Origin of the sequence: Nocardia flavorosea NBRC 108225 (assembly GCF_001613385.1) — a bacterium.
Classification (GTDB): domain Bacteria; phylum Actinomycetota; class Actinomycetes; order Mycobacteriales; family Mycobacteriaceae; genus Nocardia; species Nocardia flavorosea.
This window is the reverse complement of sequence record NZ_BDCG01000019.1, coordinates 167,859-192,570: the sequence shown is the minus strand read 5'-3', so window position 1 is coordinate 192,570 and position 24,712 is coordinate 167,859. Positions and strand designations below refer to the sequence as shown.

Annotated in this window: 20 protein-coding genes; 10 read left to right on the top strand and 10 right to left on the bottom strand. The window is 67.7% G+C overall.

Annotation, left to right across the window (positions count from 1 at the left end):
- Positions 1-171 precede the first annotated feature (171 nt).
- A complete protein-coding gene (locus tag NFL01S_RS26155; RefSeq protein ID WP_062978947.1) occupies positions 172-633 on the top strand; it encodes a GyrI-like domain-containing protein in 462 nt (153 codons plus the stop codon).
- 6 nt (positions 634-639) lie between these two features.
- Positions 640-1,065, top strand: a complete 426-nt coding sequence (locus tag NFL01S_RS26150; protein ID WP_062978946.1) for a GyrI-like domain-containing protein — start codon at positions 640-642, stop codon at positions 1,063-1,065.
- A gap of 368 nt (positions 1,066-1,433) precedes the next feature.
- Here the strand turns inward: NFL01S_RS26150 and NFL01S_RS26145 are convergent, their stop codons facing one another.
- From NFL01S_RS26145 to NFL01S_RS36180, 4 genes are all read right to left on the bottom strand, one after another.
- Entirely contained in the window at positions 1,434-2,522 is a 1,089-nt protein-coding gene (locus tag NFL01S_RS26145; protein WP_062978945.1) for an inositol-3-phosphate synthase, read from the bottom strand.
- The gene (locus NFL01S_RS26140) at positions 2,515-3,075 is read right to left on the bottom strand and encodes a PadR family transcriptional regulator (protein ID WP_062978944.1); all 561 of its coding nucleotides are present in this window, start codon (positions 3,073-3,075) and stop codon (positions 2,515-2,517) included. Before NFL01S_RS26140 ends, NFL01S_RS26145 begins: the two co-directional genes overlap by 8 nt.
- Before the next feature lie 250 nt (positions 3,076-3,325).
- The gene (locus tag NFL01S_RS26135; protein ID WP_062978943.1) at positions 3,326-4,132 is read right to left on the bottom strand and encodes a DUF1707 SHOCT-like domain-containing protein; all 807 of its coding nucleotides are present in this window, start codon (positions 4,130-4,132) and stop codon (positions 3,326-3,328) included.
- A 10-nt stretch (positions 4,133-4,142) separates the two neighbouring features.
- Positions 4,143-5,225, bottom strand: a complete 1,083-nt coding sequence (locus tag NFL01S_RS36180; protein ID WP_084493263.1) for a DUF1707 SHOCT-like domain-containing protein — start codon at positions 5,223-5,225, stop codon at positions 4,143-4,145.
- A gap of 291 nt (positions 5,226-5,516) precedes the next feature.
- Here NFL01S_RS36180 and NFL01S_RS26125 point away from each other — a divergent pair, with 291 nt between their 5' ends.
- From NFL01S_RS26125 to NFL01S_RS26115, 3 genes are all read left to right on the top strand, one after another.
- Positions 5,517-5,927 (top strand): DUF5318 domain-containing protein, encoded by a 411-nt coding sequence (locus NFL01S_RS26125; RefSeq protein ID WP_168433960.1) that lies wholly within the window; start codon positions 5,517-5,519, stop codon positions 5,925-5,927.
- Between the two features lie 559 nt (positions 5,928-6,486).
- Positions 6,487-9,018, top strand: a complete 2,532-nt coding sequence (locus NFL01S_RS26120; RefSeq protein WP_245670887.1) for a transglycosylase domain-containing protein — start codon at positions 6,487-6,489, stop codon at positions 9,016-9,018.
- A 123-nt stretch (positions 9,019-9,141) separates the two neighbouring features.
- On the top strand, positions 9,142-10,938 hold the full coding sequence (locus NFL01S_RS26115; RefSeq protein WP_245670891.1) for a glycosyltransferase family 87 protein: 1,797 nt from the start codon (positions 9,142-9,144) through the stop codon (positions 10,936-10,938).
- Positions 10,939-11,309: 371 nt separating this feature from the next.
- On the opposite strand, the gene NFL01S_RS26110 is transcribed toward NFL01S_RS26115, so the two are convergent.
- Both NFL01S_RS26110 and NFL01S_RS26105 read right to left on the bottom strand, forming a co-directional pair.
- Entirely contained in the window at positions 11,310-12,869 is a 1,560-nt protein-coding gene (locus tag NFL01S_RS26110; RefSeq protein WP_062978941.1) for a TerD family protein, read from the bottom strand.
- A gap of 20 nt (positions 12,870-12,889) precedes the next feature.
- On the bottom strand, positions 12,890-14,278 hold the full coding sequence (locus NFL01S_RS26105) for a TerD family protein (protein ID WP_062978940.1): 1,389 nt from the start codon (positions 14,276-14,278) through the stop codon (positions 12,890-12,892).
- A gap of 233 nt (positions 14,279-14,511) precedes the next feature.
- Between NFL01S_RS26105 and NFL01S_RS26100 the strand changes: the two genes are divergently transcribed.
- The 4 genes from NFL01S_RS26100 to NFL01S_RS26085 all read left to right on the top strand — a co-directional run bounded on the left by NFL01S_RS26100 (position 14,512) and on the right by NFL01S_RS26085 (position 17,722).
- Positions 14,512-15,135 (top strand): AIM24 family protein, encoded by a 624-nt coding sequence (locus NFL01S_RS26100; RefSeq protein ID WP_062978939.1) that lies wholly within the window; start codon positions 14,512-14,514, stop codon positions 15,133-15,135.
- A gap of 2 nt (positions 15,136-15,137) precedes the next feature.
- Positions 15,138-15,836, top strand: a complete 699-nt coding sequence (locus NFL01S_RS26095; RefSeq protein ID WP_062978938.1) for an AIM24 family protein — start codon at positions 15,138-15,140, stop codon at positions 15,834-15,836.
- Positions 15,837-15,909: 73 nt separating this feature from the next.
- Positions 15,910-16,671 carry an AIM24 family protein gene (locus tag NFL01S_RS26090; RefSeq protein WP_062978937.1) on the top strand — a complete coding sequence of 254 codons (762 nt, stop codon included), beginning with the start codon at positions 15,910-15,912 and terminating at the stop codon, positions 16,669-16,671.
- A gap of 85 nt (positions 16,672-16,756) precedes the next feature.
- A complete protein-coding gene (locus NFL01S_RS26085; protein ID WP_062978936.1) occupies positions 16,757-17,722 on the top strand; it encodes a DUF389 domain-containing protein in 966 nt (321 codons plus the stop codon).
- A gap of 132 nt (positions 17,723-17,854) precedes the next feature.
- Here NFL01S_RS26085 and NFL01S_RS26080 read toward each other — a convergent pair whose 3' ends face one another.
- The 4 genes from NFL01S_RS26080 to NFL01S_RS26065 are packed head-to-tail and all read right to left on the bottom strand — an operon-like array spanning position 17,855 to position 23,877.
- Positions 17,855-18,778 carry an HAD family hydrolase gene (locus NFL01S_RS26080; protein WP_245670886.1) on the bottom strand — a complete coding sequence of 308 codons (924 nt, stop codon included), beginning with the start codon at positions 18,776-18,778 and terminating at the stop codon, positions 17,855-17,857.
- Complete coding sequence (locus NFL01S_RS26075) at positions 18,779-21,445, bottom strand: phosphoribosyltransferase (RefSeq protein ID WP_063916043.1); 2,667 nt, start codon at positions 21,443-21,445, stop codon at positions 18,779-18,781. It lies immediately after the preceding gene.
- Positions 21,442-22,656, bottom strand: coding sequence for an HpcH/HpaI aldolase/citrate lyase family protein (locus NFL01S_RS26070; RefSeq protein ID WP_157116949.1), 1,215 nt, complete (start codon positions 22,654-22,656; stop codon positions 21,442-21,444). The genes NFL01S_RS26075 and NFL01S_RS26070 overlap by 4 nt, the downstream gene beginning before the upstream one ends.
- Positions 22,657-22,668: 12 nt before the next feature.
- A complete protein-coding gene (locus tag NFL01S_RS26065) occupies positions 22,669-23,877 on the bottom strand; it encodes a coiled-coil domain-containing protein (protein ID WP_084493261.1) in 1,209 nt (402 codons plus the stop codon).
- 187 nt (positions 23,878-24,064) lie between these two features.
- On the opposite strand from NFL01S_RS26065, the gene NFL01S_RS26060 reads away from it, so the two are divergent.
- Positions 24,065-24,640 (top strand): TerD family protein, encoded by a 576-nt coding sequence (locus NFL01S_RS26060; protein ID WP_062978996.1) that lies wholly within the window; start codon positions 24,065-24,067, stop codon positions 24,638-24,640.
- The last annotated feature ends 72 nt before the right edge of the window (positions 24,641-24,712 follow it).

Below are 24,712 nucleotides of genomic sequence, written 5' to 3'. Positions count from 1 at the left end.
TTTCCGCTCGGGATACCGACGAAGGAACGGCCGGCATGGCAGCATCGTTGGCCAGAGTGAGATGTCGCCCATCCGACCGACCGGCACCGGGCCCACGCTCGTGCCGGGACGGGCGTGCGGGAGGATATGCGCTGGAGCGACGACGGATGACGAGACATAGGGGCTACGCCGGTGGAATTCAATGTCGTTGACCGCCCGGAAACGCTGGTGGCGGGAATGGTGCTTCGCAGCCCAGCCCTCGCTGTGGAAGGGCCGCGCCGTAAGAAAGTGGAGGAGGCGTGGAAACTCAATCTGTCCCGGGCCTTACCCGGACCGCCGGCCAGCGCGTTCGTCGATCATGCCCCCGAGATCAATTCGTACCTGACCCATATCATCGGTTACCGCTGCCGCGGCCTCGACGATCTACTACCCGGGGATGTGCTCGCCCGGATCCCCGCCGGGCGGTACGCCCGGTTCACCCTCAGCGGTGAGAATCTCGGCGAAACCATCGTGACCCTGTGGCGCGCCATCTGGGATGCCGAAGCCGCCGGCCGTCTGGTGCGGTCCTATACCGGGGATCACGAACGGTATCCGGACGAGCACACGGTGGAGGTTTTCGTGGCACTGGCAGAAGACGATTCGGCGGGCAGGTAGGAAGCTGTGGATTTCGAAATTGTCACCCTCGACGAGAGTATGGTCGCCGGGCTCACCGTTCCGCTGGCGGGCCGTGAGGTATCGGCCCGCGATCTGGACCTGGTCAACTTCACCTGGGATCGCTATCTGAGCCGGGAGAAGGACGTGCCCCGCGTCGCCGCCTACATCGGGCAGGACGATCACGCGGTGGCGGTCCTCGGCTACGAGATCACCGGCCTCACCGACCTCGATCCGGGCGATGTACTCACCCGTGTTCCGGCCGGTCGCTACGCGAAATTCGTGGTCACCGAAAAACCGTACGACCTGCTGCGCACGGCGTGGGCCCGCGTCCGGGAAGCGGAGAAAGCGGGCACGATAACCCGCTCCCACACCGCCGAACTCGAACGCTACACCGGCCCCACCTCGGTCGAGGTATACGTATCCCTCGACTGAGCAGCGCCGTTCGGGCTCTCCGCGGCCCGATCCCGTCCTGAGGGCAACCACAGCGACGCCGAGCTCAGGCAAGCTCCTCGAGTCCCAACGCAACCACGGCGGCGCCGAGTTCAGCCAGGCACTTGAAGGGTTTGGCCCGTCCGTGCTTTCCGCCCGCGAGACAATACGGCGCAGCCGCGAGTATCGCGGGCGGAGAGCACGGACCAAGGGGGCCAAACCCCCGCGCGCGTCAGCGCGCCAAAAACACAGAGCCTTTGCGAGCAGCCCACCCGCAACCTTTGCGGCAGCGAACACCCGGCTGCGGGCAGCCCACCCCGCAGACCCAGCTCACCCGAGGCTCCCCGGGCGCGCTGCCCGCAACACCCCAATCAGCCGGTGATGAAGGTTTCCAGCTGGGCGCGGGCGACGTCGTCGGCCATCTGCTCCGGCGGGGACTTCATCAGGTACGCCGATGCCGGCAGCACGGGGCCACCGATTCCGCGGTCCTTGGCGATCTTGGCGGCGCGTACCGCATCGATGATGATGCCCGCCGAGTTCGGGGAGTCCCAGACCTCGAGCTTGTACTCCAGGTTCAGCGGCACATCACCGAACGCGCGGCCCTCCAGCCGGACGTAGGCCCACTTACGGTCGTCGAGCCAGCCGACGTGATCCGACGGGCCGATGTGCACATCGCCGACACCCATCTCCTTTTTCAGGTTGCTGGTGACAGCCTGCGTCTTGGAGATCTTCTTCGACTCCAGGCGCTCCCGCTCGAGCATGTTCTTGAAGTCCATGTTGCCGCCGACGTTCAGCTGCATGGTGCGGTCGAGCTGCACGCCGCGATCCTCGAACAGTTTCGCCATGACCCGGTGGGTGATGGTCGCGCCGACCTGGCTCTTGATGTCGTCGCCGACGATCGGCACCCCCGCGGCGCGGAACTTCTCGGCCCATTCCGGATCCGAGGCGATGAACACCGGCAGCGCGTTGACGAAGGCCACACCGGCGTCGATAGCGCACTGGGCGTAGAACTTGTCCGCTTCCTCGGAACCGACGGGCAGGTAGGAGACCAGCACGTCGACCTCGGCGTCTTTCAGCACCTGGACGACGTCGACCGGGTCGGTTTCGGCGAGTTCGATGGTTTCGGCGTAGTACTTGCCGATGCCGTCGAGGGTGGGGCCGCGCTGCACGGTGACACCGAGCGGCGCCACGTCCGAGATCTTGATGGTGTTGTTCTCGCTGGCGAAGATCGCCTCGGACAGGTCGAAGCCGACTTTCTTGGCGTCCACGTCGAAGGCGGCCACGAACTGCACGTCACGAACGTGGTACTGGCCGAACCGCACGTGCATCAGGCCGGGCACCGTCGCCGTATCGTCGGCGTCCCGGTAGTACTGCACGCCCTGCACGAGCGAGGAGGCGCAGTTGCCCACACCCACGATGGCGACGCGAACACTGGACTTATTGGTGTCTCCACTACTCATGGCCGGTATTTCCCTCTTTCTGTGGTGCCGCCTTCGTCGATTGCTCCGCCGCAATCAACTCGTTGAGCCAGCGCACTTCGCGCTCGCTTGATTCGAGTCCGAGTTGATGGAGTTGGCGGGTGTAGCGATCCAGCGAGCCACTCGCCTTCTTGATCGCCTCCCGCAGCCCCTCTCGGCGCTCCTCGACCTGACGCCGCCTGCCCTCCAGGATCCGCATCCGCGCTTCTGCGGGAGTGCGGCTGAAGAAGGCCAAGTGGACGCCGAAGCCGTCATCGGTGTAGTTCTGCGGACCGGTATCGGCCAATAGCTCGCCGAACCGCTCCCGGCCCGCCGGTGTCAGCTGGTACACCCGCCGGGCTCGGCGGGTCGTCACCATGCCCTCGGGCGCCTCCTCTGCGATCAGCCCATCCGCCTGCATACGTTTCAAGGTCGGATACAGCGATCCGTAGGAGAAAGCCCGAAACGCCCCGAGCAGGCCGGTGAGCCGTTTCTTCAGCTCGTAGCCGTGCATGGGCGCTTCCAGGAGCAGCCCGAGGATTGCCAGTTCGAGCACCGGGCTTCACCCCCTGACTTCCGTACAGACCTAACCAATGGATGCGATTACCAACTATATCGGAGCGATATAACCGTGCATAGTTCAGTCCGCTACATCACAGGTGGCAGCCAGGTGCATCACCCACCTTCGGCGGCGCTCAGACCCGGCGACGCGACCGAACCGACGAGGGCGAGTACCTCCGACTGTCGTCCGGACGGGCAGGCGGCAACCGAGGACGACGCCGCAGTCGGGCATGACGCCCGGCCGCTCAGCGCGCGGGAAATACCTCCAGCGGCACACCGGCGAACGAGACCGACAGGTGGCCGGTATCGCCCGCGGGATCCTCGACGAAGATCTGGATCACCGGCCCGGCATCGGCCGGCGCGATCGGTTCGAACCCGATGCCGAGATGTTCGACCGCACCCTGCTCCAACCGGACCGAGGCCGGGGCTCCCGCCAGTACGGCAGCCAATGTCGTCAGGTCGATATCGGCCAGATCGATCGGCCGCCCGTCCGCGTTGCTGGGCACCTCGACCCCGACCTCGTCGAACCCCTCGGCGGTGAAGTGGAAGTTGCGAGCGCTACCCCCGACCAACCGCTGGACCAGCAGAAAGTCCGGATACACCGTGGCCGTATCGATCACCGTGTCGCCGAACTCCTGCCGGTAGGTGTCGATGAAATAGGTCAATCCATCGGCGGTGAGCAGGTTCGGCAGCGCCTCGGTCTCGGATTCGGCCTCCACAGCCGCGGCGATACCCGGCGCCGGGTCGTTTCGCGCAACGAACCCGACCCCGCCGCCGAGCACGGCCGCGGCCGCCAACACCGCGACCGGTATCCACCAGGGCCGGGACCGGCGGTCGCCGCCCAGGATTGCGGCGCCGGCCAGTTCGCCGGGCACTTGTAGATCGCGGACGAGTCGGTCCAGGTCGGTGGTGAATTTCGCCCGCATCGCCGAGCGGGTGCGGGTGGCATGTTCGTCGGCCGTCAACTGCCCATCCGCCAGCGCCGCATCCAGCAGCGCGCCTACCTCGACCCGATCGCGATCACGCGCCCTGACCTGTTCTTTCTTCGCCATTACCGGTCCCTCATCCCTCGAACGGCCAGACCCGCAGGACTTCGCCCGCAGGACCGACCATCAGCCATCCGCTCTCGTCGAACGAATTGGAGACGTAGACGCTGACCGTGGGTGCGCCGGCATGCGGCGGGAAGGTCTCGATATCGAAGCTCATATGGGTGACCACGCCGTCGGGGACGCGGGCGATCGCCGGGGCATCGGTCAGCACCCGGCCGATCGCGCCGGTATCGAGCGCGCCCAGGTCCACGGTCGGGGTATCGACCGGGCGGGTGGTGAGATCGTCGGACTGGTGGAAACCGCCCCGATAGTCGTAGCTCACCAGGCGGTTCGGCTGCCCGGGTACGGCACGTTCGATATCTCCGTGGTCGTCGTACAGCCAGACCTCGTCGGCGACGGTATCGCCGAAGCGCTCGCGGTACTCGGCGATGAACTGGGCGAGCCCGGCGCCGGTCACGAGGTTCGGCGGGGCGAAAACCAACGGCTCGGGTTCCCCAGGCGCCGGCCGGGGGTCCTCGGGTACCGGCGCCACGGCTGCCGGGGGCGGCGCGCTCGCCGCGGAGCCGGTATCGCGGCCGGCGAGCATGTACGCACCGAATGCCACTGCCAGCGCGGCGGCGGTGAGGACGGCGAAATAGCGACCCGAGCGGCCGGAAGCGGGCGGGCGGGGCGCCACCGGAGTGGGCCGCGAGCCCTGGAGGTCCGCGGTGATATCCGCGAGGTCGCCGAGGGTGGTGGCCTCGGCGAGCAGCTCGGTGGCCGCGCGATGTTCGTCTTCGGTCAGCTGGCCTTCGCCGTAGGCACGGTCGAGCAGTTCGCCGGCTGCCCGGCGGTCGACGGTCCGGGCCCGGGTACTCGGCGGATATTCGGACCGTGGTGCCGGAACGACCGCGGGCGGAGCGTCGGCGACCTGCTGCAGGTCGGCCACGAGATCGGACAGTTCACCCAGCGTTTTCGCGACCCGGGCCGCAGCGATGCGGTCGTGATATTCGGCGGCGCTCAGCTGGCCTTCGGCGTAGGCCGCATCCAAATTTCCGGCGGTTCGGGCGCGATCGATATCGCGCGCTCGGGTCCGGCCCGGAACTCCTGTCGACACCAGCGAATTCTACGTTGCGCAGGGCTTCTCGGAACGATCTCGGTTCCTTTCTGTGGCGACAGCCACTCAACGGCCCAACCGCCCGGAAGCCATTGGCGCAAATGCGCCAATGGCTCTGCAGGGGGCCGACCCCGCCCGGACGGCCGCCCCCACGCCCGTTTTCGCGCCACACTCGGAGGTTCCCGAGGAGGTCGATCCGGTGCGGATGGCCGGCGCCGTCTCGACCAGACCGTCCACCCGGATCCAATCCGGCCGTGGGCGGCAGCAATACAACACGGCTACTCTGGGGGCGTGCGAATTCAGCGGCAAGTGGTGGACTATGCGCTCCGGCGCAAGTCGCTGCTGGCTGACGTCTATGCGGGCCGTGTCGATGTCGCCGAGGTATGTGACGCCAATCCCTACCTGCTGCGTGCGGCCAAATTTCACGGCCGGGGGAGCGAGGTCACATGCCCTATCTGCCGGAAGGAACAACTCACTCTCGTATCCTGGGTCTACGGCGACGGCCTGGGGCCGATCGCGGGTTCTGCGCGCAGCCCGGAAGAGCTGGTGCGCCTGGCCGAGTCCAGAGAAGAGTTCTCGGTTCATGTCGTCGAGGTGTGCCGGACCTGCAGCTGGAATCATCTGGTGCAGTCCTATGTACTCGGGAAGACGCCGCAACGGCGGTCGCGTTCCCGAGTGAATCGGCGCACCGCCGCGGAATGAACCCGCCCGGCCCGATGATGGTGTCCGCGCCGAGTGCCATGGGGCACCGGAGCACCGGCCCATCAGACCGATACGAGCTTTGGAGACCTTGTCAGTGACTTCGCCCTACGAGCCCCCATCCGGCGATGACCCGCGCGGTGGTCGCGGCCCCCGTGGGCCGGTGCCGGGCCGGGAACCGCAGCAGCGTCCGGGGTCACCGAATCGCGGTCCCGTGCCGAACGCCAACGCTCCCCGTCCGGGGCCCGGTGGACGACCGCCCGGCCCGGGTGGTCCACGTCCCGGTCCGCGCCCCGGTCCCGCGACCGGCCCCCGCCCGGCGGCGGGCGGCCCGCGTCCGGGCCCGGCCGGTCCGCGGCCACCCGCCAACAGCGGGCCCCACCCGGCTGTCGCCCCGCCGCGTCCCGGCCCCGGCGGCCGGCGTCCAGGGCCCAACGCCGGCGGTATGCCGCCGGGGCCCCGAGGGCCGCAGCCCCCGCAGCGTCCCGGTCCCCCGGGCGGCCCACTGCCCGGGCGCCCGCCGCAGGGTGGCCCACCGCCGCCCAATCAGTCGACACAGCGGATGGGCCGCCCGGGTGCACCGGGCCCGCAACGCGGTGAACAGGGCACCGTGAAAATGCAGAATCCCGCCGGGTCCGCAGAGGCCACCCGGCGCGAACGCACCCCGGCCGGCCCCAGCGCGGCCACCCGTCCCGGGCCGAACACCGGGGAGCGGCGGGCCGCCGGCGCCGAGGGCCGGGCACGTAACCGTTCCGGACCCGGTGGTGGCCCACCGCCGCGGAGGCCCGGCGGGAATCGTTCGGGTGGTCCAGGCGGCCCCGAGGGCCGTGGTCCCGGCCAGAAACGCAAGAACCGCTGGAAGATCGCGCGCCGGATCGCCTATGTCCTGGTGGCACTGGCCATCGTGGTGCCGAGCACGGTATTCCTGGTTGCCTATTCCACGGTGTCGGTCCCGGAACCGGGTGATCTCAAAACCAATCAGGTCGCGACGATCCTCGCCGAGGACGGGGAAACGGAGATCACCCGCGTCGTTCCACCGCAGGGCAACCGCACCGATGTGACGATCGACCAGATTCCGCCGCATGTGCGCAACGCCGTGATCGCCGCGGAAGACCGCGACTTCTACAGCAACCCCGGTTTCTCCATTTCCGGTTTCGCCCGCGCAGCGCGCGATAACCTGCTCGGCCGCGAAAGCGCCGGCGGTGGTTCGACGATCACCCAGCAGTACGTGAAGAACGCGCTGGTCGGTGACGAACGCAGTTACACCCGTAAGCTGCACGAACTGGTCATCTCGGCGAAGATGGCCCGGCAGTGGAGCAAGGACGAAATCCTCACCGCCTACCTGAACACCATTTATTTCGGCCGTGGCGCCTACGGTATCGACGCGGCCGCCAAGGCCTATTTCGGTAAACCGGTGCAGGAGTTGAACGTCGCCGAGGGCGCCGTTCTCGCCGCGACCATCCAGTTGCCGTCGCTTCTCGACCCGGAATCGAATCCGGAAGGCGCCGAGACCCGCTGGAACTATGTGCTCGACGGCATGGTCGCCGGCGGCAACCTCGACCGCAACGAACGCGCGGGCATGACCTATCCCGAAGTGGTCTCGTCGTCCGCGGCGACCGGGCAGAAAACCGATTCCTCGGGCCCGGAGGGCCATATCAAGGCGCAGGTGCTGCGCGAACTCTCCGAGGCCGGAATCAGCGAACAGCAGCTGAACACCGCCGGCCTGCAGATCACCACCACGATCGATCACCAGGCACAGCAGGCCGCGGTGAACGCCGCGCGGACGAATATGGAAGGCGAACCGGACAAACTACGTACCGCGGTGGCTTCGATCGACCCGAAGTCCGGTGCGGTACGTGCCTATTACGGCGGTGAGGACGGCTACGGCTACGACTTCGCCAATGCCGCCCTGCAAACCGGTTCCTCGTTCAAGGTGATCGGCCTGGCACAGAACCTCGAAATGGGTATTCCGCTGTCGCAGATGTACGACAGCACGCCCGTCACGGTCAACGGCATCAAGATCACCAACGTCGAAGGCGAAGACTGCGGGGTCTGCACCATCGCCGAAGCGTTGAAACGATCCCTGAACACCAGCTTCTACCGGATGCAGCTGGAGATGCAGAACGGCCCCCAGAAGATCGCCGATATGGGCCACAAACTGGGCATCCCGGAAGAGCTTCCGGGCCTGGGCCCCACGCTGACCGAACCCGGAGGCGCGGGCCCGAACAACGGTATCGTGCTCGGCCAGTACCAGGCCCGCCCGCTGGATATGGCCTCCGCCTATGCGACGCTGGCGGCGTCCGGGATGTACCACAAACCGCATTTCGTGACCAAGGTCGTCACTGCCGACGGGCAGGTCTTGCTGGACCGCGGCGATGTCGCCGGAGAACGCCGGGTTTCGGAGGCGGTCGCCGACAACGTGACCGCGGCCATGGAGCCGATCGCGGCGTACTCGCGCAACCACGGACTCGCCGGTGGCCGTCCCTCCGCCGCAAAAACCGGTACCGCGCAGCTGGGTGATACCGGAGAGAACAAGGACGCGTGGATGGTGGGGTACACGCCGTCGCTGTCCACGGCGGTCTGGGTGGGCACCACCGACAACTCGCCGCTGCGCAACTACGGCGGCGCGATGATCTACGGTTCGAGCCTGCCATCGGATATCTGGAAGGACACGATGGACGGTGCCCTCCAGGGCACACCCAACGAGAAATTCCCGAAACCCGCACCGATCAAGGGCCAGGCGGGCGTCCCGAAGTGGACGGCCCCGTTCACTCCGCCGTCCACGACGATGCCGAGTTTCGAACCCCCCGTGGTGATCGAGCCGAGCCAGGTCGAGATCCTGCCCGGTATAACCATCCCGGTACCCGGACTGCAACCCAATCCGCGTAGCCAGACGCAACCGCAGGGTCAGCCACAGGGCAACGGCCCCGGTCCGATGCCCGGGCAGCCGACCGCCGGAGCCGAGGGGACCGCGCCGACAGTCACTCAGGCGCCGGACGCGGGTACCGAAAGCGATACCGGCGGCGAAGCCGATTCCGGCGGCGATAGCGGTACCGATACGGGTGGTACCGACAGCGGCGATTCCGGCGGCTGACACGCGGCCCGCCACGCTCAGGGGTCCGGCTCGGTCCGGGCCGGACCCCGCCAACAGGTAACCTCGGGTGCCGTGAGCGAGCAGCGACTGGTGGGTGGGCCGGACGACGGGCACCAGCCCGGAATCGGACCGACCCACCAGGATGCCGGCCGCGGGTACGATTCGCCCGCACCGCTCGCCCCCGACCTGCGATCGGCCGACGCCCGGGACAAACCGAGCCGCAACGATTCGATGGCCGCCCAACTGTGCACTGTGGTGGGCGGTCCGGTCGGCGATCACGCGCTTATCGGCCGTGCCCGTTTCTGGACTCCTGTGCGGGTGCTGCTGGCGTTCACGGTGATCTTCCTGGCCTTCGGATGGTTCGCCAAAGCCGGCTGTATCCAGCAGACCGCCACCCCCGGCGGCGGTCTGTCACTCGACTGGAACGACGGCCGCCAGTACACCGCCATGTGCTACTCCGATACCGTCCCGCTCTACGGTGCCGAACGGCTCAACGAGGGCGCCTTCCCGTACAAGAAGTACTGGGTGGAGGAGTCCCCGGGCGGCGGTACCGAGATCCGGCATATGGAGTATCCGGTGCTTTCCGGGCTGTACCAGTACGTTTCGATGCTGGTGGCCAAAACGTGGGACGCAAGCCCGCTGCCCGGCGCATTGCAGGTGGTGCTGTACTTCAATGTGGTCGCGCTGGGTTTGTCGATGGCCTGGCTGGCGACCATCTGGGCGACCGCGCTGCTCGCCGGGCGCCGGATCTGGGATGTCGCGCTGATGGCGTGTTCACCCCTGGTGATCGTGCATGCCTTCACCAACTTCGACTTCCTCGCCACCGCCTTCGCCGCCGGTGGTCTGCTGGCCTGGGCCCGGCGCCGGCCCCTGCTGGCGGGCGTCCTCCTGGGTTTGGGCGGTGCGGCGAAACTGTATCCGCTGCTGCTGCTGGGCCCGATCCTGGTGCTCTGCCTGCGCGCCGACCCGATGCAGCGCACTCCGCGCGGTCAGCTGTCGATGCGGTTACGCGATGTGCGCGATGCGGATTCCCTGGGCACCTGGCTGACCGAACTTCCGGCCCGGACCCGGTTGCTGGGCACCCGCCCGCTGGGTGCCGCCGGATTGACCGCCGGTGGCGCGCTGGCGACCTGGGGGCTGGTGAATCTGCCGATTGCGTGGCTGTACCCGGAGGGCTGGCGAGAGTTCTTCCGGCTCAACACCACCCGCCACGCAGACCCGGATTCGCTCTACAACGTGGTGATGTCGTTCACCGACTGGAACGGTTTCGACGGTGTGCTGCGCCACGGTGAAGCACCGGCCGTCCTGAACATGGTGTCGTTGCTGCTTTTCGCGACCACCTGTCTGGGTATCGCCTATATCGGTCTCACCGCACCGCGCCGCCCGCGCCTGGCGCAGTTGTGTTTCCTGGTGATCGCGGCCTTCCTGCTGACCAACAAGGTGTGGAGCCCGCAGTACTCGTTGTGGCTGGTGCCGATCGCCGTGCTGGCGTTCCCGCATCGGCGCCTACTGCTGACCTGGATGACGATCGACGCCCTGGTCTGGGTGCCGCGCATGTTCTACTACCTCGGCGTCGACCGGAAAGGCCTACCCGAGCAATGGTTCACCGGCACCGTCCTCGTGCGCGATCTCGCGGTGATCGGGTTGTGCGTGCTGATCATCCGCCAGATCTACCGCCCGGACGAAGACCTGGTGCGCCGCGACTACCTGGACGACCCCGTCGGCGGGGTGGTCGACCGAGCCCCCGATCCGCTACTGCCCTGGCTCCCACAGTTCCTGCGCCCCCGAATCTCCCTGGACACCCATTGGACGGGAGCCGCCGCAGCGCCCCGCCGAATACGCCGGGGAAAGTCGGCCGAACCCCAGCCGGTACCCCACGCACACCCGCTCGAGCCCCGGCCGCCCGCTCGCCTGGGCTGATTCCGGGACCGCGTACACAGTTCCACGGCCCCGGACGGACAGCACCGCCGCTGTCCGAGCTGAGCACTGCCCGGGCTCCCGCGCCGGCGGCGCCACGCAGGGCGCGCCCGGCGCGGGAGCATCCCCGATCGTTCTCAGCGCCGGCCCTGAACAGGACCCCAGCGAGCTCAGGCGCCGCAGCGCCGATCCGCATTCCGCACAACTCTCCCAGCGAAATCGGGAACTTCGCAGGCTCCCGCCCGGGACTGAACGGTCCCAGCGGCCGCGGATCAGCGCGGCACTCGCAGGCCCCACCCGAGAACACCGAGTGGTGGTTACCGGGGTCAGCGCGGCGCTGAAAAGTTCCCCCGCCGAATCCACATGCCGACAGTTCAGCTCGCGCGCAGGATCCTTGCCTGTTGTTCCGGTTCGTGCGGCAGCATGTCCAGGTCCAGCTGCCAGGCGTTGTTGGTCCACGGATCGAACAGCGGGGTTCCGGCGATCGTCGGCAGATGCCGGCAGGCCCGGGAGAGCGTGGCCACCATGTTGTCGTGGGAGTCGGTTTCGGCGGTGCCGACGATCACGGTGGACAGCCCGATCAGGTCGCCGCGCGCCAGTAGTGCGGCCAAGCGCTGCGCGTCCGCAGACTGGTAGCCGTGCGGGAAATCCGCCGCCAGCAGAATGCGATGCTCGGCCGGCGGTACGCCCTGCCCCGAGTTGTACGCCATTTCGGCGAGTTCGGCGGCGTCCACGAGTTGTTGCAGCCGTGGCGAGATATCGGCGTGATCGTTGATCGGTGGTCCTGCCAGTACCGGCGCCAGCATTCCCGTGAAACCGGTGAACGCTCCGGTGAGGTCGATGATGTCGACGATCGTGCGACGGCCCGGCGCGGCCCGTAGCAAGCGGGCCAACAGTGCGCCGATCACCGGGGCCACCGCGGCGGACGATTCGGTATCCACCCACAGCGGCCGGTTCAGCGGGACCGGCACACAGTACGGGATCCGCAGTGCGCTGCGGTCCAGCGCATAGAGCTCACCGAGCCGGATGCCGTCGGCAGGCGCCGCCGGGTGATCCCAGGCCGGCGAATTCCACGATGCCAGCGCGGCGGGTAGTACCGCGTCCGCCTCGGCGAGTTCCCGTTGCAGTTGGGCACTGTCGCGCTGATGACTGTTCTCGGCGGTGGCGGTGAGTTCGTCGTAGCGGCCCTGTGCGGCCGTGCGTGCGGCATCGGCGGCGGGGGTGTTGCGGGTCGCCGGATCCGAAACCGCCGCGGACAGTTCCTGGTCGAGCCGTTGCGCCGCGTAGTCGCGGGCCGATTCGAGGGCGGCGGCCGATCGGGCGGCGTCTTCGAAGATCATCCACAGTCGCTCCAGCCCGTGACCCACCTCCAACGGAGACCCCTCGGTGGGCGCGGGCGGGGCGGAAGCCGAGGTGTCCATACCACCGACAACGGTGGTAGTGGCGGCCGCGGGCGGTACCGCTGTCACATAGTCCTGGGCGCCGTGCGCGCGCAGGAGCTCGGCGATACCACCCGCATATCCCTGCCCGAGCGCGCGCAGTCTCCAACCCGTACCGCGCCGATACAGTTCGAAGCAGATCAGCGCGGTTTCCCCGGCCTGCGGGGTGATCACGAATTCGGCGACCGGCGTGTCGTTTTCGGAGAGACGCGCGGTGACCACGCCCGGCACACCGGGGGCCGAAGCGGTCAACAGCACCGCCTGGGCGTCGGCTCGCACCTCCGCGAGAGTGACCACCACCGCGGTGGCCGCCGCATCGATCTGCACGCCCTGCCCCGTAGGGCGTTCCGGAACAAGGACATCCGCAGCCGTTTTCACCCGTAGGTCCGTGGCCACCACCAGCGCCGAAACGGTCAGCGGCACCGCCGCGTGCACCTGGAAGCGGGACACACCGCCGTCGAGGGCGATGTTCTGTCCCGCCTGCAAAACCTTCATATCCTGTCCCCCGCTACCACTCATGCCTGCAGGAACCGGCCCAGCTGCGGAATGGCCTCGCCCGGGTGTTTGGCGTTGAAGCCTTCACCGATGGCCTGCATCTTCCAGTCGGTGCCGACCCGGAACAGCTTCGCCATGGCCATGGCCGTGGTCGGGGTGCCGCCGGTGAGCGAGTACCGCGCCAGTTCGGCGTTGTTCGCGCCGTCGATCAACCGGCAGAAGGCATTCTGTACCTGGCCGAAGGTGTGGCCCTTATAAGAGGTCACGATGAACACCATGCTGTTGACATGCGCCGGTATGCGCATGAGGTCGACCAGGATCACCTCGTCGTCGCCGGCGCCCTCACCGGTGAGGTTGTCGCCCTGATGACGGATCGAACCGTCCTTCGAGGTGAGCTGACCGTAGTAGGCCACATCGACGGGGTTCATATCGGCGAACATCACCACCGAGGCGTCCAGGTCGATATCCACGGTGCGGCTACCGAACAATCCGCGCTGCTGCACCGGATCCCAGCCCAGGCCCATCTTCACGAAGGTGAGCGCGGCGCCGTCTTCCTTGCGGAGGCTGACCCGCTGTCCCTTCTGCAGGCTCACCGGACCGGTTTTGCTCAGGCTGATCTCGCCGGACGGCTGCTGCGGCGGCGCCGACGGCTGCTGATAGCCCGGGCCGGGCGCCGACGGCTGCTGATACCCCGGACCGGGCGGCGGCGGATAGCCCCCGCCCTGCGGCGGATAGGGCGCGGTGGGCGGCGGCTGCTGGGGCGGGTAGGCAGGCGGGGCCTGCGGCGGAGGCATCGGGGCCTGCGGCGGAGGCATCGGGGCCTGCGGGGGTGTCGGCGCCGGCGCCGGCTGCGGCGGCGGGGCGGGCGCCGCCTGCGGGGGCGCGGCCTGTGTCTGCGCGGCCGAATCGTCCACCGTGACACCGTGGTCGGTGACCAGCGCCGCGAAACCACCGGCGTAGCCCTGGCCGACCGCGCGTACCTTCCAAGCACCCTGCCGTCGATACAGTTCGAGCGCGATCACGATCGACTCGCTGGCCAGGCCGTCGATCCGGTACTCGAACAGCTGGGCTCCGGACTGATCGGAGACATAGGCGACCGGCGGCGCGAACTGACCGAAATTGGTATTCGGATCGTCGAGAGTGATCACCGCTCGCACCTGCGCGATATCGGCGGGTACCGCCGCGAGGTTCACGACCAGCGCGGCCGGCTGACCGGCCTGTCCGGGCCGCAGGTCCACCCCTGGCCCGCTGGGCTGGTTGTAGAACACGAAATCGGCGTCGGACCGGACTTTGCCCTGCTCGGTGACCAATAGTGCGGACAGATCGGCCGGAGCGGCCAATTGAATCGAAATCACCACGTCATTAGTGGCCAGTGGACCGTTCTGGCCTTTGGCGAGTGTTGCGGACAAGTCAGACCCTTCGCTTGTCGGTGCGTGTACGTGCCACTCTACGAGATACACGCCGACCACAAATATCGTTGACAACGGCGCGGACCGTTCGAGGCCACCGTCGGACATATTCGGCCCGGCCCGCCCGACCGCACGGATGGACGCGATCGAACCGCGACGATTAGGGTAGCGGCGATGGACGGGCGCCGGACGGGAACGGTGCTCGGGGCGGCGACGACGACGGGCGATTCTTTATGGCACAACTCTTCGAGCAGTCGAAGAAAGTGGTGGAGGCGCACCTCGCGAACTCCGGTATTCGCGCGATCTCCGGTTCGATGGTCGCCTACGAGGGCGCCGTCCAGTTCAAATCCGCGGGATTCGGCGGCGGTGACGGCGTTCTCGCCGGTATGAAACGCCGCGCCACGGGCGAGAAGTTGTCGCTGATGGAATGCGGCGGTAACGGTCGGGTCTTCCTGGCGGTCAACGGCCAGTACGTATCCGTGGTGAACCTGAACAACGAAACCCTGCAGGTCGAATCGCAGCAGCTATTGGCCTTCGCCGGGAATCTGCGCACCGATGTACGTTTCGCCGGGGTCCGCGGGGCGTCCAGCGGACAGGGATTGTTCACCACCACGGTCAGCGGGCAGGGGCAGGTCGCCCTGCTCTCGGCGGGCGGACCACTCATCCATCTCGAGGTCTCCCCGCAGTTCCCGCTGGTGGTGGACCCGGATGCGTTCGTCGCCGCCCGCGGCAACCTCAACCAGTCGTTCGTCACCGATGTGTCGTGGCGCTCGATGATGGGGCAGGACGGTGGCGAGGCGTTCTCACTGCGGTGGGACGGGCAGGGCGTGGTCTCGATCCAACCGGCGGAACGGTAGGCATGTTCGAGCAAATCAACTCCAAGGTCGTCAAGGTCGATATCGGCGCGGCGGGAGGTGTGGTCGCCCGGGCCGGCGGGATGCTGTTCTACACCGGCGATGTGTCCTTCGCGCCGCACGAAATTCCGGGTGGCGCCGGTATGGGCGGGGGCGGTGGCCTGGTGCGGATGGCCGGCCGGATGATGGCCGGGGAACATCAGCGCACCATGTTCGCCCAGGGCACCGGCCAGGTGCATTACGGATTCGCCGGACTCGAGGTTCATGTCGTGCCGATCCAGCCGGGGGCAACGCTGCAGGTCGAAGCGTCGCGGCTGCTGGCCCATACGGCGGGATTGCAGACCTCGGTGGTTTCGGTCGGGAGCTCCGGCGGCGGCGGTGGGGGCGGCGGCCTCATGGGCGCGCTGCGCGGGGCGGCCTCCGGCGCGCTCACGGGCCAGGGCATGTTCACCACTCAGCTCTCCGGGCACGGCAGCGCGGTGCTGCTGGCCCACGGTGGCTATCTCGAATTACCGATCGGTGGCCCGAACCCGGTGGTGGTGGACCCGCAGGCGTTCATCGCCTCCTACGGGAACGTGCAGACCGAGTTGAAGGCCGCGGTGAGCTGGCGCGATGCCGTGGGGCGCGGGTCCGGGGAGGCAATGCAGTTGCAGTGCGCCGGACAAGGCGTCGTTTACGTCCAGGCGTCGGAGGAGAAACTGTGAGCGAGCTTGCGAGCGAACCATCGACACAGCGCGCATCGCGCACGACGGAGCCGAGCGCCGGCGAGGTGCAGTCGTGAGCGAGATCCTCAACCCGATGACTCTCGAGGAAAGCGACAATATCCCCGGGAACAGCTACGCCTACTGCATCGACCTGAACAAACCCTGGTTCATGCGCAAGGGCGCAATGATCGCCTACTACGGCCAGATGCGGTTCCAGGCACTCACCCACGGACTGCAGGGCCAGCTACTGCATATGGTGGCGCATCAGTTCTCGGCGCCGCTGTTCACCGGGGACTATGTGGTCGCCGAGGGACAGGGCAAACTGCTGATCGGCGACCGTGGTTACGACATCAACTCCTACGATCTCGACGACGGCAACCTCACCATCCGGGCTGCGAATCTGCTCGCCTTCGAACCGGGCTTATCGCTGAACCAGTCGATTGTCCCCGGTTTCCTCACCCTCATCGGCACCGGCAAGTTCCTGGCCTCCTCGAACGGTCCGGTGATCTTCGCCGAACCGCCGCTGCGGGTGGATCCGGAAGCCCTGGTCGGCTGGGCCGACTGCCCGTCGCCGAGCCATCATTACGACCAGCGGTGGGTTTCCGGTTTCCTGTCGGCGGGCGCGGCCGCCTTCGGCGTCAACTCCGGGGAGGAACGGCAGTTCGATTTCACCGGCGCCGGCACGGTACTGATCCAGTCGAGTGAGAAGGTGCTCAGCGACTCCGCCCTGATCCGCACCATCGAGGGACAGTTGCAGAGTGGAATCACGGTGCCCGGTTTGCAGCGGTTGCAGGGTGTGATCGCACAGCAGTTGGCAGGTCAGCAGGGGCATTGACCCCCTGAGCCCGCGCGGCGACACACCCTCTGTGTCCGGTTCGCCCGCGTAGGCAATGCCTGTCCGACCGGGAAGACTTGGGCCCATGCTGCATCTGCGGGTCATGTCACCGGCCGAACTGACCGACGAGGTGCTGGGCGTTCTCGAATCCGACGATGCCGTAAGCGGATTGGCGGTGTTGCGCGGTAGCGCGATTCGCCCGGCCGGCGATGTGATCCTGGCGGATCTGGCCCGGGAAGCCGCCAACGATATCGTCGGACGTCTGCGCGCCACCGGCCTGCACCATCACGGCAGTATCGAATTGGAGCCGGTGCGCACCTGGATGTCGCTGTCGGGATATCTGGCCGAGCTCCGGACGCCGGGCTACAGCGCGGACTCGGTGGTGTGGGCGGATGTGACGCAGCGGTCCTATGAGGAAACCGAACTCAACTGGACCTACCTGAGTTTCATGACCCTGGCCACCACCCTGGCCGGTATCGCGATCGTGGTGGATTCCCAGATCCTGGTGATCGGCGCCATGGTGCTGGGCCCGGAGTTCGGTGCGATCGCCGCGCTCGGCGTCGCACTGGTCCGGCGCCGACCGGCACTGCTCGGTCGCGCGGCCGGCACGCTGCTCGCCGGATTCGTTGCAGCCATCCTCCTCGCGTTCACCGCTGCAGTGGGTGCTCGGCTGCTCGGCTGGATCACCGTCGATGTGGTCACCGGAGAGCGCCCGGAGACGGCGTTCATCTACACCCCCGACAAATGGTCGTTCGTGGTGGCGCTCATTGCGGCCGCAGCCGGGGTGCTCTCGCTGACTTCGGCCAAATCCGGCGCCCTCGTGGGCGTTTTCATCTCGGTGACGACAGTGCCCGCCGCCGGGAATATCGCACTCGGCCTCGCTTTCGGCGCCTGGCCGGCGATCTGGGGTAGCGCATTACAGCTGATGGTGAACCTGGCGGGGATGGCACTGGCCGGCTGGGCGACGCTGGCGTTGCAGGACGTGGTCTGGTCGCGGGTCGCGTTGCGCCGGGCCCGTACCGAGGCGCGAGCGCGTCGCCGGATGCTCTGACGGGTACCACAGGCGACACCCGGCAGTCCGTACGCCCCGGACAGAGACGAGGTGGTGCCCCCTCCGGCGGCAACGGATGCGGTATCCGACGGGCCGGTGAGTTCGGTGCCCGGGTCGGCCCACAACCGATCCCTATGTGGGACGCTCCTTGATCGCCGCCCGGACCTCGCCCAGCGCACCCGGCCGCGTCTCATACACGTCGGCGTAGATCTGAGCGGTGGGTTCGGTGACCCGGCCCGGTAAGGCGGCGGTGAACCAATCGACGATCTCCTCGCCGGCGAGAATTCCGGTCGCCGAGGTGACGCTGACACCGGGGTGGACCCAGCCGAGTTCTTCGAGTTCACCGTGCCGCGGCCGGATCCCCCGATCGGCGGCCATCAGCATTTCCGCGTCCAGCGCGCCGTCACCGGCGGCCAGTATCGGTGCCGACGGGTCGAGGCGGCCGGTGGCGATCAGCCGGTCACGGACCTCGGCCACCGCCCTGCTCTTACACACCGCCGTCGGCATGGTGTAGATCTTTCGCCCCTGCCGCGAGGCCGACCAGCCGCGCGGCCGGCACCAGCTGTCCCATTCGGCCAGGAAATCGGCCGGGGTGGCGGCGAGATCGACCACCAGGTAGCAGAACAGGTCGTCGGCCTCGCGGTATTTGAGCACCCACGAATCGTCGATCCGATCGCGCAGGGCGGCACCGATCTCGGCGAGAGTGGCACCCCCCGCCCGGACCGCGGCATCGACCGACCGGCGCCACCGGACGTCGGGCGACCCCTCCACCAGTATGTTTCCGCCGTTGCTGGTGACCGCGAACGGCCACGGGGCACCGGGGAGCCGGATCCGGCCGAATTGCGCGATGGTGCGGGTGGTGGTCGGCAGCACCGCCGCCCCGGCCGCCAGCTCCGCCATCGCGCGGGCGGCGGCGACGGTCATATACGACAGCGGGTCGCCGTCGAGATATTCCACGCAGACCGTTTCGGGTTCGCTTGCCCCGGAGGCATTACGCGAGTAGATCATCGTGCGATCCAGATCGGTCGCCACCAATACCGGTTTCGGAGACATCATCTAGCGCCGCACATCCTTGATCAGCCCCATACACGAATAAGCCAGCTCCGGTACGACCTCCACCGGTACCTCTCGTGCCTGCGCCAGCAACCGGATATGCGCGTGTTCGGCGGCATCGGGTTCGCGTACCAGAACCCGCCACGGCACCCGTCGTAACAGCACCCGGGTCGTCTCCCCGACACCCGGTTTCACAAAGTTCACGCTGTCGACGCCGTATTCGGCACGAACCCGCTCCACCGATGCCCAACCGGCCCAGGTCGGCGTTCGGTCGGCGGCCCGCAGGTGGCCGACCTGCTCGGTTACCCGGTCGCGGACCGAATCGAAGGCGGCGGTGACCGTATCGACGAGGCGGCCGGAGACATCGTCGGCGGCGAGATCGGCATAGAACTTCGCCCCGTGGAAATCTTCCGGACCGATGAGGTCCCGGTTGAGCACCGTGCGCGACACCAGACCCGAGACCGTGGAATTGAGGCAGGCCGAGGCGATGAGGAAATCGTCGCGGGTGCCGTAGGTGCGCACACAGTGGCCGGGATCGGCGAGTACCGCGAGGTCGGCGTCGAACCGCGCACCGCCGGCTGCATGGTAGGCGTCCAGGGCCTCGGTGAGTTCCTTGGCGATCGCGCCCTTGCCGGTCCAGCCGTCGACGAACACCACATCGGCAGCGTTGTGGCGTCCAGCCAGGTAATCCAATGCGACAGTGTCGATGCCGCGGTCGCGCACGATCGAAACCGCGTAGTGCGGGATGTCCAGGCCGGGCCGGGACCCGTGCCCGGTGGCGAGCCAGCGGCGGATCAGGATCCCGATCGGGGTACCCGCGCGGGCCAACGAGGCAAGCACGATTCCGGTACCGCGTTCGGCGACTACGAGTTCGGCCACCGTCCCCACCGCCAGCGCCAGCCGTTGCGCGCTGTCGTCCAGAACTCGGTCGAACAGCTCGCGGTAGGCGGCATCGGGCTGATACTCGATGGGCAGCGATTCGGCATAGTGCGCGAGGCCGGCCTGGATCCGCTGTTCGCGATAGGCCAGATCGGCCTCCAATTCGGCAGCGGACAGATCTTTCAGCAGCCACGCGACATCGTCACGGGCATACGAGCCGAATCCGGGGCCATAGAGCGGCCGGGGTCCATTGGCCGGCTCCGGCCGTGCAGGCACGTGTGCTGCCTGTCCCGAACAGACCCCCGCTTGCGGTCGCTCCGGTCGTGCGGGCACCTCGGTACCCGGTCGCGCGGACACCTCCGATTCCGGCTGCGAATGCACCTCCGGTTCCGGCGGCGCGGGGACACCCGATTCGAGCCGCGCGGACGCCCACGCCTCCGCCGTCGCAGCCGGACTTTGCACCCCGGTACCCTGGGTCCGGGCCGCTTCGAGGGCTACCGGATCGGCTCCCGGCACCACCGCCACCAGCACATCCGAGCCCGCCGCGGTGAGTACGTCCACCAGCCCGCCGGGTGTGTACAGCTGTGCACTGTCCCCTGGGGTATCTACCACGAACACCAGCACCGGGTCGGCGCCGGTCACCGGCAGGGTGTCCGGCCAGGAGGCGTTGTACAGGAAACGTGGCTGCTCCTCACCGGGCTCCGGTGCCAGGAACCGGAACCCGCGGCGGAGCGGGTAACCCGGTTCGTCCAGCACGTAGGCGGGTGAACGCGTAGTCGTCTGATACCGCACCGGAATCCCGGCGTCGGCCAGCGTCACCGCCAGACACAACGGCAGATACATCAGCTCTTCGTGCGCGAGCACGATCACCGGCCGGTCCGGGTACTCGGTGATCAGCTGATCCCGCAGCATTTTCGCCGCGGCGGCGCCGGCCTGTTCGAACGCCGGACGATCGGCGCGCAGGAAACCGTGCCGGCCACCATCGGGCACATCCTGCGGCCAGGGCAGGTCCAGCCGGGTGGAATCGCCCCGCACCGCGGCCACAGGATTGAGTTCGGCTTCGGGCAGATCCGATACCGCACCGACCAGCCCGTCCGGCAGCACCGCACTACCGGTGGCGAGGCAGACCGTATCGATGCGGGCTCCCAGTTCGGCCGCGATCCGGGCGAACCGGGCCCGGTCGTCCTCGGTACGCATATCGACCAGCGCGGCCAGTACATAGTGGGTTCGCGGCGCGAATTCGTGCAGTGCCGCGATCGCGTCCAGCGCGGTGTTGCCGGTGGAGATCTCGTCGTCCACGAGCACCAGTGGCAGGCCCGCGGTGAAAGCATCACCCGGCATCGGTTGCAGCAGATGTGAGGTGGCGTGCGAATGCCCCTCTTCGAAACCTGTCAGTGTCCGCGCGCCCGGCACCACCCGCCGGGTCGAATGCAGGTAGCAGGCGGCATCGATCCGGGTCGCCACGCAGTGCCCCAGACCCGTCGCGGTCTCGGCGAAACCGAGTGTCACCGCATCCTGTTCGCCGAGTACGCCGCGTACGAGATCACCGAGCCGGTCGCCCGCGTCCCGCACCACCAGCGGATCGGTCGGCAGGTGTTTACCCAGCACCGTCGACACCAGCAAATGCGCCCGCCGCGGATTCTTGCGCAACCCCGGCTGCAGCAGATCGGAGATCACGGGCCGCTCCGGCAGGGCGTCCGGCCGGTCGCTGTGGCGGAAACATTCGCGATGGAGCAGTTCGATTCCGAGTATGCGGGTGGCCCAATAGCTCTCCGGGCCCGACTCGCTCATGATGTGACCAGCGCGGATAGCAGGTCCACGAAGGACACCCCTTTCTTCGCGACCCCGAATACCCGGGCCCGGGCCAGTGTGTGCCGGGCCCAGCTACGGTGTGGCCGCATCTCGTTCATCTTGTTCCGGTACCCGGACGCAGCGACCCCGCCGACCTCCACCTGGAGGATGTCCAGGGCGTCGGTGTACTCCTCGTGCGTCACCACCGACAAGGCATGGACTGCCGCCACATGCGAGGGATGGATAACGGTTTTGCCCTGGATTCCGTTGGCGCGGTCCAGGGTTATCTCGCGGAGCAGGCCGTCGAGATCGCGGCTCACCAGGTAGCTGCGGAACGGCACCGCATCGGATTCCTCGAACGGCGCGGTACGCAGCAGCGGCCGGAACATCCGCTCGTGGTCGGCGAAGTACTCCCACACCGGACCGGTGATCACGAAACCGGTACCGTCCGTGCGGCCGAGGTAGTTGACGATATCGGCGATGACATCGGCGATCACCCGCACGTCGTAGATGGTGAGATCACGGTCGCGGCGGATTCCGAAGGTCGCGCACATATCGGTCGCCCCGATCCGGACCGCAAGAATCCGTTCCCGGTGTTCGTCCAGCAGCGCGGCGATCTGGTTCAGTTCGGAATCCCGGGTCTGCCGGTGCACCAGCGCTGCGGACTCCAGGACGGGCATACCGTAGAGCGGCCGCTCGGGGCGCACGGCCGCGGCCGACGCCAGCGCCGCCAGATATTTCGGCGCCGATGCACTGTCGAACTTGGGGAAGACGAAACCGGTGAGCACATCGGCCCCGGGCCCCAGCCGTTCCAGGATTTCGGGCACCGTATCGGCGTCGCGTACCCGGACGAACAGCAACGGGCTCGGGTCCCGGTGGCCGGCGAGCTCGTCCAGGGTTCGCACCGTCTGCTCTTTGGCGGCGGCGAGCTCGTGATCGGCGACCGCGTCCTCGAGGTCGATCACCATCGAACACACGCCGCGTCCGGCCCGCCGGACGATCGTGGCCGTCAGGTCATCGCGGGTCGCCGGAATGTACAGGGTGGCGCCCAGCGCCAACGCCAGCATCTCCCGGTCGGCACGGTCGTCGAACGGTTCGGGTTGCCGATGGAACAGGGCCCGCGCATCGGGGCCCTGCAACTGCCGGAAATGCCGGCGCGGTACCCGTTTGTACAGGGACACTTCCTGCCGAACGGCCATGGCTGCGGTCATCGATCCCCCGTCTCATCCATTTTGCCCTGGTTGTTTGCGCATTCGATCCACCACACCGGCAATGAATTCGGTGATGGTGTCGAGTTCGTTCACATACGCCCAATAATCGGGATGCCGCCCCGTCAGCGATCCGGTGACCCGGTCGATCCGCTCGACCTGGGCGTCCAGTACCGAACCCCATTCGGCGACCAATCCCCGTGAAACTGCCAGCATCTGCGCGTCCCGGAGCCGGAACCGCACAGCCTCCGCGCGTCGGCGCGGATCGTCTCGGACCGTGCGCAAATCGGTCAGCCGTTTGGTGACGGCATCGACGAGTTGTTCGGCGTCGGCGAGATGTCCGCGCGCAGTTGTGGTCAGGTCAAGGGCCAGCTCCGGGTTGTGCTCGGCCGCGGCGGTGCGGGCGCCGGCGAGGGCACTGTCCGCAGCGGTGATATGACGCTCACTTGCGCGCTCATTGTCGGTCAGGTCGGCCGAACTCGCAGCATTGAACTCGCGCAACAGGGCAGAGTACGCGGGCCCGAGACGTTGTGCACGGGTGCGCACTGCCGCGATCCTGGTGGTTACCGACGCGATCGCGTTGCGCGCGGCACCGGCCCGAGATGGCGCCTGGGCCAAAGCTTCCGACAACTCGGCTGTCGCGGCGTCCAACTGGTTCGCCGTCGCACGCACCCGGCCGCGTTCGTCCGCCGGAACGGCTTCCAGTGTGACCATTGCCTCATCGACGCGCGCGGCCGCGGCCCGCACCGACGGATAGCCGGCGTATTCCGATTCCGCCGCCTGCCCGCGCACCCGCGCCGCCTCGGCGGTGACGCGCGCGACCAGTTCCGGCACCGCACCACGCACCGCGACCGCTTCGTCGAGCCGGGCGCGCTCACCGTGATAGAACCGGTCCACCTCGCGGGCCGCCGCCTGCAGTTGCCGCACCACGGAGTCCAGCCGCTCCTGCCGGCCCGCAATCCCGGCACCGGACTGCTCGGCCCGACCGATCTCATCGGTCAGGGCGAGATAGGCCTCACCTGCGGCGTAACACTGCTGCCGTACCGCCGCCCAGCGCCGGCCGAGTTCCCGTTCCGGGAAGATCTCCTCGGAGGCGATGGTGGCCGTATCCGCGGCCGATTGCCGGCGGTCCATATCCAGGAACGCCGCCGTCAGCGCTGATCGCGCCCGTTCGAACCACGGATCCTCCCCCGACCGGAACCATCCACGCCTACGGCCTGCCACAGACCCGATGGTATGAGATCGCCGGCCCGGGCGTAGCGACGGCGTATACCGCAGGTGCAAATGGGCTTCCGAGCCCGGATGGGCGCATGACGCTACGCAAGATCGCCGAAAACCACTACTGTCGTTTTCGTACCCGGCGATTTCGGACATGCTGGGAATCGCAGACAACTACGAAAGGGAATCCCGCATGGGTGTCAGTTTGTCCAAGGGCGGCAACGTCTCGCTGAGCAAGGCGGCTCCGGGGCTCACCGCGGTAGCCGTCGGCCTGGGCTGGGATGTGCGTACCACCACGGGCACGGACTTCGACCTCGACGCCAGCGCGATCGCCACCGGAGCCGACAAGAAAGTCGTGTCCGATAAGCACTTCGTGTTCTTCAACAACCTGAAGTCGCCCGAGGGCAGCATCGAGCACATCGGCGACAACACCACCGGTGAGGGCGAGGGCGACGACGAGGTCATCAACGTCGACCTGGCGAATACCCCGCCGTCCATCGAAAGCATCTTCTTCCCGGTTTCGATCTACGAAGCCGACAGCCGCCAGCAGTCCTTCGGTCAGGTCCGCAACGCCTACATCCGCGTCGTGAACCAGGCGAACAACGAAGAACTGGCCCGCTACGACCTCTCCGAGGACGCCTCCACCGAAACCGCCATGGTGTTCGGTGAGCTGTACCGCAACGGTGACGAGTGGAAGTTCCGTGCCATCGGGCAGGGCTACGCCTCGGGCCTGGCCGGTATCGCCCGCGACTACGGTGTCAACGTCTGACGATCCGCACCTCCGGGTAGCGTGAGGGGGTCCGGTAACGGGCCCCCTCGTTTTCGGTCTCCCCACCGGCAC